This window comes from Bacillus sp. FSL W8-1141 (genome assembly GCF_038593205.1).
Classification (GTDB): Bacteria; Bacillota; Bacilli; order Bacillales; family Bacillaceae; genus Bacillus; species Bacillus altitudinis.
In genome coordinates this window covers 763,638-779,639 of record NZ_CP151973.1, presented here as the reverse complement: position 1 = coordinate 779,639, position 16,002 = coordinate 763,638, and the positions used below count along the sequence as shown (strand labels likewise).

12 protein-coding genes are annotated in these 16,002 nt (G+C 44.3%); 2 read left to right on the top strand and 10 right to left on the bottom strand.

The window, feature by feature from the left end:
• The 9 genes from NSQ52_RS03830 to NSQ52_RS03790 all read right to left on the bottom strand — a co-directional run bounded on the left by NSQ52_RS03830 (position 1) and on the right by NSQ52_RS03790 (position 13,027).
• On the bottom strand, positions 1–699 hold the full coding sequence (locus tag NSQ52_RS03830; RefSeq protein WP_058336538.1) for a response regulator: 699 nt from the start codon (positions 697–699) through the stop codon (positions 1–3).
• Between the two features lie 3 nt (positions 700–702).
• A complete protein-coding gene (locus tag NSQ52_RS03825; RefSeq protein ID WP_144680263.1) occupies positions 703–2,298 on the bottom strand; it encodes a sensor histidine kinase in 1,596 nt (531 codons plus the stop codon).
• 142 nt (positions 2,299–2,440) lie between these two features.
• Positions 2,441–5,767, bottom strand: a complete 3,327-nt coding sequence (locus NSQ52_RS03820) for a collagen-like repeat preface domain-containing protein (protein ID WP_342473935.1) — start codon at positions 5,765–5,767, stop codon at positions 2,441–2,443.
• A gap of 116 nt (positions 5,768–5,883) precedes the next feature.
• Positions 5,884–6,966, bottom strand: coding sequence for a bifunctional diaminohydroxyphosphoribosylaminopyrimidine deaminase/5-amino-6-(5-phosphoribosylamino)uracil reductase RibD (ribD, locus tag NSQ52_RS03815; RefSeq protein WP_342473934.1), 1,083 nt, complete (start codon positions 6,964–6,966; stop codon positions 5,884–5,886).
• A gap of 281 nt (positions 6,967–7,247) precedes the next feature.
• Positions 7,248–9,005 carry a WD40 repeat domain-containing protein gene (locus tag NSQ52_RS03810; protein WP_035391378.1) on the bottom strand — a complete coding sequence of 586 codons (1,758 nt, stop codon included), beginning with the start codon at positions 9,003–9,005 and terminating at the stop codon, positions 7,248–7,250.
• Between the two features lie 4 nt (positions 9,006–9,009).
• A complete protein-coding gene (locus NSQ52_RS03805; protein WP_024718589.1) occupies positions 9,010–9,813 on the bottom strand; it encodes an SUMF1/EgtB/PvdO family nonheme iron enzyme in 804 nt (267 codons plus the stop codon).
• Between the two features lie 32 nt (positions 9,814–9,845).
• Positions 9,846–10,571: a GTP cyclohydrolase II gene (locus NSQ52_RS03800; protein ID WP_017360404.1), complete on the bottom strand. Its 726-nt coding sequence runs from the start codon at positions 10,569–10,571 to the stop codon at positions 9,846–9,848.
• Positions 10,572–11,088: 517 nt separating this feature from the next.
• The gene (locus NSQ52_RS03795) at positions 11,089–11,745 is read right to left on the bottom strand and encodes a methyltransferase domain-containing protein (protein WP_008343184.1); all 657 of its coding nucleotides are present in this window, start codon (positions 11,743–11,745) and stop codon (positions 11,089–11,091) included.
• Positions 11,746–12,679: 934 nt separating this feature from the next.
• Entirely contained in the window at positions 12,680–13,027 is a 348-nt protein-coding gene (locus NSQ52_RS03790; protein ID WP_017360406.1) for a general stress protein, read from the bottom strand.
• Positions 13,028–13,249: 222 nt separating this feature from the next.
• On the opposite strand from NSQ52_RS03790, the gene NSQ52_RS03785 reads away from it, so the two are divergent.
• Complete coding sequence (locus tag NSQ52_RS03785) at positions 13,250–13,627, top strand: YfmB family protein (RefSeq protein ID WP_017366799.1); 378 nt, start codon at positions 13,250–13,252, stop codon at positions 13,625–13,627.
• A 121-nt stretch (positions 13,628–13,748) separates the two neighbouring features.
• Positions 13,749–14,753, top strand: coding sequence for an NADP-dependent oxidoreductase (locus tag NSQ52_RS03780; protein WP_024718590.1), 1,005 nt, complete (start codon positions 13,749–13,751; stop codon positions 14,751–14,753).
• Positions 14,754–14,789: 36 nt separating this feature from the next.
• On the opposite strand, the gene NSQ52_RS03775 is transcribed toward NSQ52_RS03780, so the two are convergent.
• Positions 14,790–15,932, bottom strand: coding sequence for a DEAD/DEAH box helicase (locus NSQ52_RS03775; RefSeq protein WP_268356090.1), 1,143 nt, complete (start codon positions 15,930–15,932; stop codon positions 14,790–14,792).
• Between the last annotated feature and the right edge of the window lie 70 nt (positions 15,933–16,002).

Sequence of the window (16,002 nt, the reverse complement as noted above, 5' to 3'; positions counted from 1 at the left end):
TTATGACTCCGTTTGTTTTTTGGCGGGATAATATTTCCGTTCTGGTCTACCAATGATTCCATACGCCAGCTCTGCCCGGCATTCTCCCGTTGTCACAAGATACTCTACGTATCGTCTTGCTGTTGTGCGTGATGCGCCCATTTTTTCTCCGAGTTCTTCCGCTGTAATTCCGTTCCTCTCTGCTGCCATGAATGTTTTCACTTTGTCCAAAGTCAATGAATTAATGCCTGTTGGCAAGTCTCGCTCATCCTTTTGCTGCGATTCTTCCTGTATTTGACCAAAAAACAGATCAATCATCGTTTGATTGACTTCATCTTTTGAATTGATTAACTCTCGCTTCTCTTTATATTCGGTTAAAACCTGCGTGAATTTTTGTGCGGTCACTGGTTTGATTAAATAATGAACGACTCCATAATGCAGTGCGTCTCTTAACAGCATCGTTTCCGTTGCAGCCGTGATAATGATCACATCCACTTCAGGATGGCGCTCTCTTAACAGCGGCAAAAGGTTCGTGCCGAGCTCATCAGGCATGTAGACATCAAGTAAAATGAGATCCACTTGTTCTTTTTGAAGTGCCTCCCACAGATCCTTTGCACTCTTTGCCTTGCCGGCCACTTGAAAGCCTTGTACCTTTTGTATATAAGATTCATGAATCGCAGCGATTCGAAAATCATCTTCCGCAATGAGTACCTTTATCACAACCTATTCCCCCTTTGTGCCTTTCGGTATGTAAACAGTGAAGATGGCACCGCCTTCTTTTTGGTTCGCAACTTCAATCCAGCCCCCAAGTTCATCTAGCACTTCTTTGACATTGGCAAGTCCATAACCTCGCCCTTCTCCCTTTGATGAATGTCCTCTTGTGAAAAGTTGTGAAATGGCTCCTTCATCTACACCGTCCCCTGAATCAGATACCTCTATGATAATATCAAATCCAATATCTGTGATGAACAAGCTGACTTCTCTTTTTTCTTTATTCAATACAGCCTCAAACGCATTGTCTACGAGATTGCCAATGATGGTAATAAAGTGAGATAAACTTAAATGGGCTGGGAGCGGCTCCAATGAACTATTTTCATCAATGTGAAAATGAACCTTTTTCTCAGATGCCTTTCCTAACTTCCCAAGTAAAATGGCTTGAATCTTCGGAGAGCGAATTTGCTTCATGAGTAAGTCATGCTGGCGATTTTGAAGTGTATACTCTTCTTTAATTAACTCAATGGCTTCATCCACTTGTTTCAACTCAAGCAAGCCTAAAATAGCGTACAGTTTATTCGAAAATTCGTGTGTTTGTGCTCTCAAGTCTTCTGAATATTGACTGACCTCTGTCAATGTATCCAGCAGCTTTGTCAGCTCTGTTTTCTCCCTGAAGCTCACAATTCCTCCAAATACTCGATTGTCCTGCACCACTTTTTTGACATTTAGCACGAAGGTTTTATCATTGACGATTGATTCTATGTTAGGTTCAATCATCTCTACCTTTAGATAGGAAAGAAGATTGGCATTTGGCAACACTTGATCAATATGAAGAGGCAGCGTTGAAGAGACGCGCAGCATCTGTTCAGCTGACGTATTCATCATCGTAATGGCACCTTTACGGTCAAATGCAATGATTCCCTCTTTAATCGCATGCAGCATCGCTTCTCTTTCTCGATATAATGAAGCAATTTCATGCGGTTCAAGACCTAATATATCTTTTCGAATACTCCTTGTTAAAAAAATCGCTCCAAAAACCCCAGGCAAGAGCACAAGAAGGGCAATATAACTTAATTTGAATAGTTGATGAGCTGTGGCTTGGTCGATATCTCTTTTTAAAAATTCGACACTGACTGTCCCAATAATCTCTTCATAACTCCCAGTTTCTTTCATGATCGGAGCACTTCCTCTAACAACGGTTTCACCATCAGAATCACCCGTTGATATGGAAGTTCCTCCAAATAGCAGTGTACTTCTTCCTTCCGACACACTGATGGTTTTCCCTACATCCTCATGATTCGTATGAAAAAGAACCTTTCCTTTTTGATTGGTGATAAAAATGGCATGCGCTCTTACTTGCTCTTTCATTTGCTCAAGCACAGCCTGTTCTTCATTTTGCGAATCTCCCGTGGCCACCGATGTTTTAATAGGCGGCATATAAGATATCGTTCTAGCAGTTTGCACCGCCAGCTGTTCAGCTTGGCTCTGCCTTTCTGATGTCTGCAAAAAACCAAAACAAATGGTCAATAAGGCAATAACAACAAGTAAAAGACCAATAATTAACCCCAAAATTTTTGTTTGTAAAGTGACTTTCCTTTTGCCCATCCTCACCGCCACAACCCCTAATTCAGTAGATTCACCCGAATAGACTCTAAGAAAATCATATCATTTTTTCTCATGAAGTTAAGAGAAAATTCACACAGACAAAAAAAGGATGACTCAGTATTGAGTCATCCCTGTGTGCCTATTACGTGATGGATAAACCAGCACTTGCATAGCCTGCTACAGTATTCACTAAGGAAAGACCAGTAGCTGTTGCCGAGAATACGACAAGCAATCTTGTTTCTGGTGTGACTGGTACATTTAAACCAGTAGCGATACCGTTTGTAATAGCCCCTATCGTTAAAACACCGGTTAACGCTGGAGCCAATGTGACGCTCGCTACTTGAGTGAAGCTGTTATTTGGTGTCGGTGAAGCAAACAGACTAGCAGTTACAGTAATACTCGTGCCAACTAAAGAAAGGGCTGCTGTCGTGCTAAAATAGCCGGCAAATGAAGTAATGGTTCCTGCTCTTGGAACGGAGAATGCCATGTTTAACAATGTTCCTGCTGCTCCGGTTAAATCAATGATTCCTCCTACAATACTGACACCTGTCGCCGAGTTACCGAATCCGACCAAGCTAGATGTTCCAACTAGACCGCCTGCGATTGTGGTTAAAACAGCTGGCGTACCAGATGCAAATGGAATAATCGCACTTGATCCTGTCGCACCTGTGGCGCCTGTTGCACCGGTTGCTCCCGTGGCACCTGTTCCTGTAGCCCCTGTTGCACCCGTATCTCCTGTTACACCTGTGGCGCCTGTGACTCCGGTCGCTCCTGTTGGACCTGTATCTCCGGTGACACCGGTTGCTCCCGTGGCGCCTGTCACACCTGCGGCTGCCAATAACGTATAATCTGGAGACGTATCTGGTGTGCCGGTTGGTGGTGCTGTATTTACGACATAAGTTCCACCTTCATATGTCACCACTTGACCTACTGGATAGGTTGGAGCTGTTGCTGGGTCAAATGCCAAAATACCAGCTAACCCTACTCCGGTTGCTCCGGTATCTCCCGTTGCACCTGTGGCTCCGGTTACTCCAGTCGCTCCCGTATCTCCTGTTGCACCTGTAGCTCCGGTTACTCCGGTCGCTCCCGTATCTCCCGTTACACCTGTGGCTCCGGTTACTCCCGTATCTCCCGTTACACCTGTGGCTCCGGTTACTCCGGTCGCTCCCGTTACACCTGTGGCTCCGGTTACTCCGGTCGCTCCTGTATCACCCGTTGCACCCGTGGCTCCGGTTACTCCGGTCGCTCCTGTATCTCCCGTGGCGCCTGTCACACCTGCGGCTGCCAATAACGTATAATCTGGAGACGTATCTGGTGTGCCAGTTGGTGGCGCTGTATTTACGATATAAGTTCCACCTTCATATGTCACCACTTGACCTACTGGATAGGTTGGAGCTGTTGCTGGGTCAAATGCCAAAATACCAGCTAACCCTACTCCGGTTGCCCCGGTATCTCCCGTTGCTCCTGTGGCTCCGGTTACTCCAGTCGCTCCCGTATCTCCTGTTGCACCTGTGGCTCCGGTTACTCCGGTCGCTCCCGTATCTCCCGTTACACCTGTAGCTCCGGTTACTCCAGTCGCTCCCGTATCTCCTGTTGCACCTGTAGCTCCGGTTACTCCGGTCGCTCCCGTATCTCCTGTGGCTCCTGTGGCTCCGGTTACTCCAGTCGCTCCCGTATCTCCTGTTGCTCCTGTAGCTCCGGTTACTCCGGTCGCTCCCGTATCTCCTGTGGCTCCTGTGGCTCCGGTTACTCCAGTCGCTCCCGTATCTCCTGTTGCTCCTGTGGCTCCGGTTACTCCAGTCGCTCCCGTATCTCCTGTGGCTCCTGTGGCTCCGGTTATTCCAGTCGCTCCCGTATCTCCCGTTGCACCTGTGGCTCCGGTTACTCCGGTCACTCCCGTATCTCCCGTTGCACCTGTGGCTCCGGTTACTCCAGTCGCTCCCGTATCTCCTGTTGCTCCTGTGGCTCCGGTTACTCCAGTCGCTCCCGTATCTCCTGTTGCTCCTGTGGCTCCGGTCGCTCCTGTTCCTGTTGCTCCGGTTGCACCCGTATCTCCTGTGGCTCCTGTGGCTCCGGTTACTCCAGTCGCTCCCGTATCTCCTGTTGCTCCTGTGGCTCCGGTTATTCCAGTCGCTCCCGTATCTCCCGTTGCACCTGTCGCTCCGGTTACTCCGGTCACTCCCGTATCTCCCGTTGCACCTGTGGCTCCGGTTACTCCAGTCGCTCCCGTATCTCCTGTTGCTCCTGTGGCTCCGGTTACTCCAGTCGCTCCCGTATCTCCTGTTGCTCCTGTGGCTCCGGTCGCTCCTGTTCCTGTTGCTCCGGTTGCACCCGTATCTCCTGTGGCTCCGGTCGCTCCGGTAGCACCTGTATCTCCGGTGGCTCCGGTCGCTCCGGTTGCGCCTGTATCTCCAGTAGCGCCGGTCGCTCCTGTTCCTGTTGCTCCCGTTGCGCCCGTATCTCCTGTGGCTCCGGTCGCTCCGGTTGCACCTGTATCTCCGGTGGCTCCTGTCGCTCCTGTTCCTGTTGCTCCCGTTGCGCCCGTATCTCCTGTGGCTCCGGTCGCTCCGGTTGCGCCTGTATCTCCAGTAGCGCCGGTCGCTCCTGTTCCTGTTGCTCCTGTGGCACCCGTATCTCCTGTGGCTCCGGTCGCTCCGGTTGCGCCTGTATCTCCAGTAGCGCCGGTCGCTCCTGTTCCTGTTGCTCCTGTGGCACCCGTCGCTCCGGTGGCTCCGGTCGCTCCAGTTGCACCTGTATCTCCGGTGGCTCCGGTCGCTCCTGTTCCTGTTGCTCCTGTGGCACCCGTCGCTCCGGTGGCTCCGGTCGCTCCAGTTGCACCTGTATCTCCGGTGGCTCCGGTCGCTCCTGTTCCTGTTGCTCCCGTTGCGCCCGTATCTCCTGTTGCTCCGGTCGCTCCGGTTGCGCCTGTATCTCCGGTGGCTCCGGTCGCTCCTGTTCCTGTTGCTCCCGTGGCACCCGTGGCGCCCGTATCTCCCGCAGCTGCTAACAATGTATAATCTGGAGACGTACCTGGCGTACCTGTTGGTGAAGCTGTATTCACCACATACGTACTTCCATCAAATGTCACCACTTGACCTACTGGATAGGATGGGGCATCCGCTGGATCAAATGCTACGATACCAGTTAAGCCTACACCGGTTGCGCCGGTTGCTCCCGTGGCGCCCGTGGCTCCGGCTGGACCCGCTGGGCCTACTGGACCCACTGGACCCGCCGGACCTGCTGGGCCTCTCCTTCCTCTTCCCCCTGGCGGTCCTTGAATGACACACACACAAGGATCTTTTCCGCAGCATGGATTTTTTACTGGTTTCCTTGGTTTGTCTGATTTACCTTTCTTACAACTATCACATTCCCAGCCATCATCCTTATACGCATCATACCAGCTTCCTTTTTGGTAGTGGTCTGTCGAATGAGTTGGGTATATCTTTCCGCATTGCCTACATTTTCTCATAGAATCACCCCCATCCATCGTATTCATCGTGATGGATAAAGGTGTATGTACAATTTTATTTTTATAAAAAAATTTGAAAAGACCTTGCACTCTACGTGCAAGGCCTTTCCTCTTCGTTAAAATGTCATCGTTATTTTTAAATCTTTTCCTACCATACTATATTCAATATCCGCTGGACGGATCGCCTTTTTTAGTTTTTTCACACCTTCTCCTTCAAAAAAAGTAGGTGCATCTTTCCCTCCGATTAATAAAGGTGCCATATAGATAACAGCTTCGTTCACAAGTGATGCTTCTAAAAATGACGCACTCACACTGCCCCCTGCCTCTACAAGCACTGACATCACAGAGCGCTTCTTCAACAGGTGTAACACATCCTGAAGATCTGTCCGGTGTTCTCCGCTTGTGACAAATACTTGATGACCTTTTTGTAGCAACTGTTGATACTTTTGATGATCATAATCTTGTGATGCACAAATTATGGTTTCTGCCCTATGATCTGTTAAGCATTTGGCATGAAGCGGTATCCTTAATGTTGAATCTAAAATGACACGAATGGGCTGATGGTTGAATGAATCCTTTACAATTAAGCCGGCATCATCTTGAATAATCGTTTCCACTCCTGTCAGCACCGCATCTACTTCTTGACGTAAGCGCTGCACTTCTGTTCTCGCTTCTATTCCAGTGATCCATTTGCTTTCTTGATCAGCCGTAGCAATTTTCCCATCTATCGAAATAGCTGATTTTAAAATGACATAAGGAAGGTTTGTTTGCATCAAATGAAAAAAAGGCGCATTTAAACGATCTGCTTCCTGTTTACATATCCCTTGCTCCACTTCAATTCCAGCCTTTTTCAAAAAGGCAATTCCTTTACCTGCAACAACCGGATTCGGATCTTGGGTGGCAATCAACACTTTCTTCACACCGCTGCTAATGATCGCTTCGGTGCAAGGGCCTGTTTTTCCGTGATGTGTACAAGGTTCGAGTGTCACATACATGTCAGCTCCCTTCGCCTTTTCTCCTGCCATTTGCAGCGCATGAATTTCAGCATGAGGCTCGCCCGCCTTCATGTGCGCACCAATCCCAACGATCTCACCGCTCTGAACAATCACTGCACCAACAAGCGGATTGGGTGAGGTTTGTCCTTTCATCGCCTTCGCGTTGGCAATCGCCAGCTTCATATAAAAAACATCGTCTTTCATCTCGGACTCCTTTCTTCTCTCAAGGGAAAGAACTCCTTCAGAAAATGAAGGAGTTCTATTCTCATGTGCTATACTTTCTCAAGCCGTTTCTTTTCAGATCGATCATAGTAAGGCAAGGAATAAAACAGTTTATATGATGCTCGTTGTTTACAAAAACAGCATTTGCGACATTCATATTTATTAATGAGGAGCACATGCGGACAATTGAGTACAGTCAGACCTTTTTTCATATGTTCCTTGCAAACACTTATCATGAGAATCCCCCGCTTACATTCTTTTTCTTAATGAGAGATTACTTCTTTCGGAAATTGTTCAAATAAGCGCAGTACTTCCGTATGTGTGCCATCTTCTCGAATATGATAAATACCACCGTCATATGAGCTTGCATACACATCATTTCCTAGTTGTCTAATGGCACTAATGCCATTCTTAGCAATTCGAATCGGACCTGTATTGACATCTAGCTCTGGATTCCAGACCACAATATACCCCCAATAGTCTCCGCTCACAATATAGCCAGAGTCTGTCACAGTGATGGATTTAATGGAATATTGATGCTCGTTGTGCTGATTTAAAATTCTGCCTGTATGCAAATCAAACAATCGGACGTTTTTATCACGGCTGACAATGGCAATACGATCTCTTTTGCTATCAATAAATACATCATTTAACAGCTCTGTCGCCCCGATATATTCTGCTGTTAAGGACAAACTCTTTTTATCGAGAAGACAGATGGTTCCTTCAACTGCCGCTGTGATGATATGATCTCCTTCTACCTTTAATGCTTTGACCGCGCAATCATGTGCTTTAGAACGGCCGATTTCCTTTAAGTGTTCAGTCGAAATGACATGCACATAACCGCCATAAGTGCCAATATAAAATTGACGATCCTCCTCATGGAAATACACACTATTGACAGGACCTGTGTTGAGATCAAAAGAGACCATTTGCTGCAATGACTCGTGTACAATATGCACCTGACTCGCATGATCGCCCCATGCATAATAGCTTCCATCCCGTGCAACAGCCACTCCATTTGTGAGAACACCTGTTGATTTTGCGATTTCGATTCCATTCTTTCTGAATTTTCCGTCATCTGATGCAGTGATAATATCACCCGCTTCAGTCAACGCAATATCATTAATAGAAGGTGTCGCCAATTCCTGCTCATCAGAGATCACTTTTCCTTCTTGAATTGACCATTCACAATACGTTTTCCCAAAGCTGGCTCCTAAAATGGCTTGCTCGTCTTCTGTCCAAACAAGCGAGCGCTCCCATTGATATTTATGAGGCAGCAACGTATCAATTAAATCACCGGTTTCATAATTCCACAGCTTAATTAGATGGTCATAACCCGCTGTAAGCAAGTAGTTACCGCTCGGAGAAAAATTCACACGTTTCACACCTTGTAAATGAGCTTTGATGATTTTTTTCTCCTGTAATGTAGCGGCATCATAAATGATGACCGTGCCATCGTCTCTACCAAGGGCGAATACTTCTTTTTGATTGCTGCCGCTGATGGTATCCAGCTCATAATCAAACGGGCCAATTTCACCTACAATTTCTCCTGTTTCATAGAGCCATACAAGGACATAGCCATCATCACCAGTTGTATAAGCTTTATCCTCATGAATCCATACAGCTAATACATCCTTGCTATGTCCATGAAATTCTCTTAAAATGGCTCCCGTTTCAATATCCCAAACTAAGCATCTTCTGTCTCTGGACACCGATACAAGAAGCGTATCCTGCTTTGCAAATGCGACAGCTTCCACGTCATCCGCATGACCATATAGCGTACGAATTCTTGTATGTGTGCTAGTATCATATAATTGAATGGTATAGTCTGACGATGCACTCGCTAAATACGTTCCATTTTCCGAAAGGGATAAAGAGTTGATGATATGCTCGTGACTGCCAATGAATGTTCCTTCTCCCGTGGCACGGTCCCATTTATAAATACAGCGGTCATAGCCACCTGTGTAGACAATTTGGTCATGCTGAGTTGATAAAACGGATGTAATCGGTCCTCTATGCATGGTTTTACACTCCCACCTTTATATGTTGTTTTTGACGAGTAACTACACGAAAACCAGTAAATCGAAAAACAGGGTCTGGGTGTTTCCCGTGTCTTCTTGCGACTCTGCATAAATCTCCGCCTCTTGCGAAGGAGCCACCTTTTAAAATGTAGTAATCACTGCCGAGTGTCTCGGTTAAATCATCTACAACCTCAATTCCGCCTTCATATATGTGATACTTGGTGTTGACCCATTCTTCGACATTGCCACCCATATCATATAGTCCAAATAGAGATCTTCCTTTTTCGTAATGACGGACAGGTGTCGTTTTTTCAATATTTGATTCGTGCGTATTACAGTAAGAGGGATCAAACTCATCTCCCCAAGGATATTGATGTCTCGTATTACCCCTGGCAGCATATTCCCATTCTTCCTCAGTAGGGATCGATACCTCATATCCAAGCTTCCCGCTCAGCCACTGACAAAATGAGAAAGCTTCCTCGATGTCCATGCCCCAAGCTGGATGGTCTTTTCCCCCGCCAAGTTCTAGGTTCGTCAAGCTCTCTGGATAAGGCTTTCCTGTCTCGTCGCAATAGCTTTGATACCATTCATTGGTGACGACCGTATCTGAAATGAAAAATTCGCTCATATACGGCTGATAAGATGGAAATTCTTTGTACAGCCATTTTTGAAATTTTTTCTCACGGCCATAGGCTGGATTCAGAAGTTTGTCCTTCCAAAATTCTGATGCCTTTTTCATATCTTCTTCATTACTTCCAATCGTCGCATAGCCGCTTGGGATTTGAATCCAATTGATATCAGGTTTCACGCTTTTCTCCCGCCTTCTTTAAATAAACTCATCTACTGATTAATTAATTTCTTCTCATCGACCATATGCCCTGATGCTGCTTTTGCCTTTAAATACGCCTCATTATAGAGAGAGGCTTCTACCGTATGATCAAACCGTAAAACCGGAAGACCGTAAGCAGCAATGGAATCGACTTTATCTGGATTATTGGTTAAGAGATGCAATGGTTTCCCTTTGTTTAAATAGTGCAAGACAGCCGCTGCTTCCTCGTAATGCCGATCATCATCTCCGCAGCCGATCAACCTGTTCGCCTCAAATGTATCCAGTTTCATTTCCTGTAATTTATACGTGAAGGCTTTGGCCATTAGCCCAATAGAGCGCCCTTCTTGATTGGCCATATACACAAGCATGCCTTTTCCGTAATCGGTGATTTTTTTTAGCGATGATGCAAGCTGTGGACCGCAATCACATTTCAGTGACCCAAACACATCCCCTGTTTGGCAGACACTATGAATTCGCACAAGCGGCGGCACTTCATTTTCAAAGTCGCCAAAAAGGAGACAAGAGGAAAATGTTTGCTGCTCGGTACTCATTTGTACAATAGACTCAACCGTTGGCGTTGTATCAGCTTCTACAGACGCAAAGGCATACCATGTAAACTGCACTTCTTCATGTTCAATAGAGATCGGCAGGTTCACTGGCCCCACGAGCAAATAGTGTTTTTCTTGAAATGTAAAATGATGAATCATTGATTGTAGTTCAGCTACAAACTTGTTCATTTGTCTCCCCCTATTCATCACTGCACCCCATTGAACTCTCTCAGCGCAGTGATGGCGTGATGAATATGTGTATGCACTCCCTTTGCATCCTGAGCACCGGTTCCAGCTAGAATCATGGCTCAGGAGAAATTTCCTGTCATACTGGCTGAATAGATGTGCGATGCCAATCATCCATCAGTACCTTTCATAAAGACTCTTTTTAGACTGTCACTTGTCCAGTACAAAGGAGCAGAAATCGAGCTTCATACGCTGTATTCTCTGTAAGAGAGCAACACCATTGGATGATTCTTGAATGGAAACTGACATGCTCTTTCTCTAAAAGAATATCTCTGCTAGCTTCGAGCTGCTTTCTCCTTTACTAGAAGCTCTGGTCCTTCAAATGCACGTCATCCGGTTGTGCCCTTTGATTGGATGAATAGTCCGTACTTCAATTCAGCTACATTGATTGAAGCATGACACCCGCCTAGGTATGCACCAAGAACCATCACATCAAACATCGCGTTTATCCTCCTTTGCACTAGATTTTGACAGCAATGACATGATGCTGGCTGATCCCAGCCTTCGCTTGTAATGGTGTAATCGAAACGAGCTCAAGTCCTGATGTACAAATCTTTTCTCCAAGCTGAGTATCTGAGAATGAAAAATGGAAGCGTCCATCTTCTCCGATTAAGCCTGTTTTCCACTCTTCTCCCCATACAACAAGGGAAAACACACCACCTTCATGAAGCAGCGAGGAAATCTGCTTTAAGTATCGTTCGTGGTCATCAGGGTGCTGATGGTGAAAGCAGCCATGATCTAAAATCAAATCAAACGTCAGCTCGCGCCCTTGATTCATCGACCAGGACATAAAATCTTGATGATAAAAATGGACAGGAACCTCTTTTCTCTTCTTTAATCCTTGCCATTCCTCATGCTCATAAAGATCAATGCCGGTATATGCCGACAGTCCTTGTAAATGTTCAAGAGCCCTGCCGTTCCCGCAGCCGATATCCAGCACCGAAGCAAGTGCATCCTTTTCTCTGGAACGCCATGCCTTCAGAGACATCACTGCAGCGTCTGTTAATGATGGATCAGTGGACCACATATCTGTTCTTTGCTCATAGTGTTCTTGAAAAGCCATGCGCATTTTCTCTAAATACAACCCGCTGTCTTCATGATACAAAGCCTTTTTCATCACGTGACCTCCTTCAATTCACAATCACCTTTCCTAATAAAGGTGGTTTTCAAGCAAAAAGCCTTATGATAAAATGAAAGATGGATTTTTTAGGAAATCTGTTTTCTGAAAAAGGAGAGAAGCATCCCACATGTCACTCTTCTTTTTCAGCACTCATCTTCACATACAACCACAGCCATTCAACTGTTACAGCGCCTCAGTTTGTTATACATTTTCTTCATATGAATTCACCTCCTTAACATCGTTTAGAAAGCGCTTTCTTTATGATGATCCTCTGAATACCTTGAACAATATCATTGAGAAATAGGCATAGTAGAAAGACGAATCTACCATTCTAAGCTATCTTTCATCTATTCTTTTTTGTCTAATAGATATTTCTTCAGTATCGCTCTGCCTCAGAAGCGCTCTCCCTTAGGTCTTAACGCATCATCATTTACCGAATTGATCCTGAAATCCACCTATCGAAAATTTAACAACTACTTCCATAATGACTTGATTAAGCCAAATATATTGTTTTTAGATTATTTTGTCAACAAATTATTTCCTAAACATTAGAATGATTTTCTAATTGAAAATACAGGTATATTTCGTGGTTTTTTGACCTTAAAACACTTATTTCTACACAAAAATACAACTTAAACCAATAGAACTAAGAAATTTATCTACTAAATTACACAAGATTTTTATTTCATTTTGAAATAAAAATAAAGATATCATAATTATTTCCCGAATGGTTTTTTGTGATATTTTCACTACTTTTTTCATTTTTTTGATGGTATCCTTTGATATTTCTATATTTTCAATTAGACATTTTACTGTTTATCCCAATTTTTCAACCTTTCTTATTATAGTGAAAAAGACAGATGGTAGATTTTAATTATCGCAGCATGAAAAAAAGCCCCTTACAAAAGTAAGAGGCTTTTTACGATGGCGTTTATGCCCAATTTTTCACTTTTTCATGGTCAGTCACAAAGAGAAGAACTTTTCCTTCGTCTAAATGTTCTTCAAATGTCTCAGCTTCTTCTTTTGAGAAACCAATTTCGTGAATCTTATTGCGGAGTTCATCTCCCTTTTTGCTAAAGATGTTTCCAACCGCATGCTTGAGTCCAACTTCTTTTGGACCTATCGTATTGGCATCTGTGTTGCTTGCAATACGCTCAGTTCGATCATCGTCATGGGACAGAACATAAATGTCCTCTCTTGCAACACCGAGTTGTTTTAATTGCTCCACATCTCTTTGAAGTGTTTCATCATTTGAATACTCTCTTACAACAGGTTTCATTTATTATTCCTCCTTTAACGTCTTACGAATCTTTTACCCGTCACTTTTGTCATTAAACCTTCCTCCAGCACATCCATTTTTACTCTGTGAACTTAATGCGTCTATGGACTTATTTTTGACAAAAAGACTGTGAATATGACTAAATTTTCTGAAAAATCGTATTCATTCCTTGTCATTTGTTGTACAATTCTTATACTGGAGGCTAGAAATGGGGTGGAGCTGATGTATTATTTTTCAGCTGAGCAGCAGTTTAATGCATGGGTTGTCAGTGATTTGGTGAAACAGCTTTTTCAAAAATGGAATCCTGAAGAATCAAAAGCAAAGCCGCTTACTTTGTTTGCTGAACAGCACTTTCACATCTGCATCGATTATCTCTTTTCTATTATTATTAACATTGGAGATATCGAGTCAATCGAACAAGATCCACAAGACCTGTTGTCCTCATATTTAAATATCCTTTTTCCTTTTGTGACGCACGATATGATGAAAGCCTCCATGCAAAATGCAAATGAATATTTATTAAAAGAACGTGATGCGGATGAGTATCAACTGTTTGGTTGTCTCCCGCCGCTCCTTTCTGTCTCTCTTCAAAAAAAGTAGTCCCCTTCTTTTAGATGGTGGCTGCTTTTTTGTATGTGCTTGGAAAAGACCGTATGTTTTGAACGAAAAGAAGCATCATGTTAATGTAAATCTAGGTTGCAAGTGAAAGGGAGGATTTGACATGAGTCAACAAAAACAAATTCAATTAGCAAAACGTCCAAAAGGGTTACCTACTAAAGATGTTTTTCATTTTGAAACAGTTGATATACCAACGCCGCAAGATGGCGAAGTCTTGATTCAAACGAAATATGTGTCTGTAGATCCTTACATGAGAGGACGAATGCAAGATACCAAATCCTATACACCTCCGTTTAAACTCAATGAAGTGATCCAGGGTGGAGTGGTCGGAGAAGTCGTCGAGTCCAAATCTCCTCAATTTGAGAAAGGTGATTTTGTACTTGGATTCCTTGGCTGGCAGGAATATTCTACTGCCAAAGCAGAGTCTCTGACAAAAATTGATCCATCCATTGCGCCGTTATCTTATTACTTAGGGATTTTGGGCATGCCAGGACAAACCGCCTATTTTGGACTTCTTGCGATTGGTCAGCCAAAAGAAGGAGAAACTGTTGTCATTTCTGGAGCCGCAGGTGCCGTTGGTTCTGTTGTCGGACAGATTGCTAAAATCAAAGGTGCCCACGTCGTAGGAATTGCCGGATCTGATGATAAGCTGGCTTATTTAAAAGAACTGGGCTTTGATGAAACCATTAATTATAAAACAACAAATGATTTAGATGACGCCATTGCAAAAGCCTGTCCAAACGGTGTCGATGTGTATTTTGACAATGTGGGCGGCGAAATCTCTGATGCTGTGATGAATCATTTGAACCGTTTTGCACGTATTCCAGTCTGCGGCGCCATTTCTTCTTATAACATTAGTGCAAGCGAAGACATTGGCCCTCGTGTGCAAACAAAACTCATTAAAACAAGTGCATTGATGCAGGGCTTCATTGTTGCCAACTACTCTGATCGTTTTGAAGAGGCGGCAAAAGATCTCGCACAATGGGTAAAAGAAGATAAACTGACTTACAAAGAAACCATTATCGAAGGCTTTGACCATATTCCAGATGCATTCCTTGGACTATTCAAAGGGGAAAATGTCGGAAAACAACTTGTCAAAATTTCATAACACAAAAAGGACCCGCCAAACGGCAGGGTCCTTTTTTTATGCTTGCTTGGGCGCAAGGTGCAGCTGACCTTGCTTATAAACAATTTCCTGAAGCGAAAGATTTAGCTTTTTCGCCATTTTTTTAAGCATTGAATGCTCTTGAGGTGTGACTAGGCTGATAACAGCCCCTTCTTTTCCTGCGCGACCGGTTCTGCCTGAACGGTGGATATAGCCTTCTTCGTTTGGCAGGTCGGCATGGATCACGTAAGGCAGATCGTCAATATCGATCCCTCTTGCTGCGATATCTGTTGCAAGAAGAAGCGGGAATTCACGCTGTTCAAAAGCCTTTAAGATGACAGCACGCTCTGCTTTTTTCGCTTCACTGTGAAGCACACCAAGGTCGACATGGTGATACGCTAATTTTTCTGCATAAATGCTCAAATTCGTAATATCTCGCACAAAGACGAGTGCCTGCATGTCCTCAAGCCGTGATAGCTTTTGCAATAATTTCACCTTGTCACGCTGATCACATAACAGGAAATAATGCCCTACCTTCTGCGCTTCTTCTTGGCTTCTGCTAATTCTCAATACCTCTGGTTCAGATGCAATGTCTTTGATCAGTTGAACGGTTTCCTCTTTCAACGTCGCAGAGAAACAAAGGATTTGTCTTTCTTTTAATGTGGATTTAATGATCGCTTGGATCGTTTTCATATGCTCTGGGACAAGAAGCTGGTCTGCCTCGTCTAACACGATCGTTTTCACTTCATGCATTTTCAGTTTCTTGATTTTGATTAACTCTTGTACGCGACCCGGTGTCGCCACCACGATATTCGGGTGTTTTTTTAGCTTTTCCTGCTGCTTCTTGATGTTTGCCCCGCCTATTAAGGAAATAGCTTTGATGTCTGAACCTTGTTTGAACTCTTGCACGACATCAAAAATTTGCATCACAAGCTCTCTTGAAGGTGCCAAGATTAAGACTTGCGGGTGTTTGATACTCACATCAATTTTATTTAAAAGCGGCAGAACATACGCTAGGGTCTTCCCTGTTCCAGTCGGTGATTCTGCGATCACATCGCGTTTTTCCGTAATCCACTCTGCTGTTTGTTCTTGTATCGCTGTTGGCTTCTCAAAGCCAGCCGCTTCAAAGTTCTTTTGAATAAATGGCTTTGCTTCTTTCAAAAATGCCCAATTTTCCGTCATGTTGATCTCCTTTATCCTCATTCAATCTATCCTTAAGTATCTCAAAATCAGCTTTGAAACGCAATTTTTC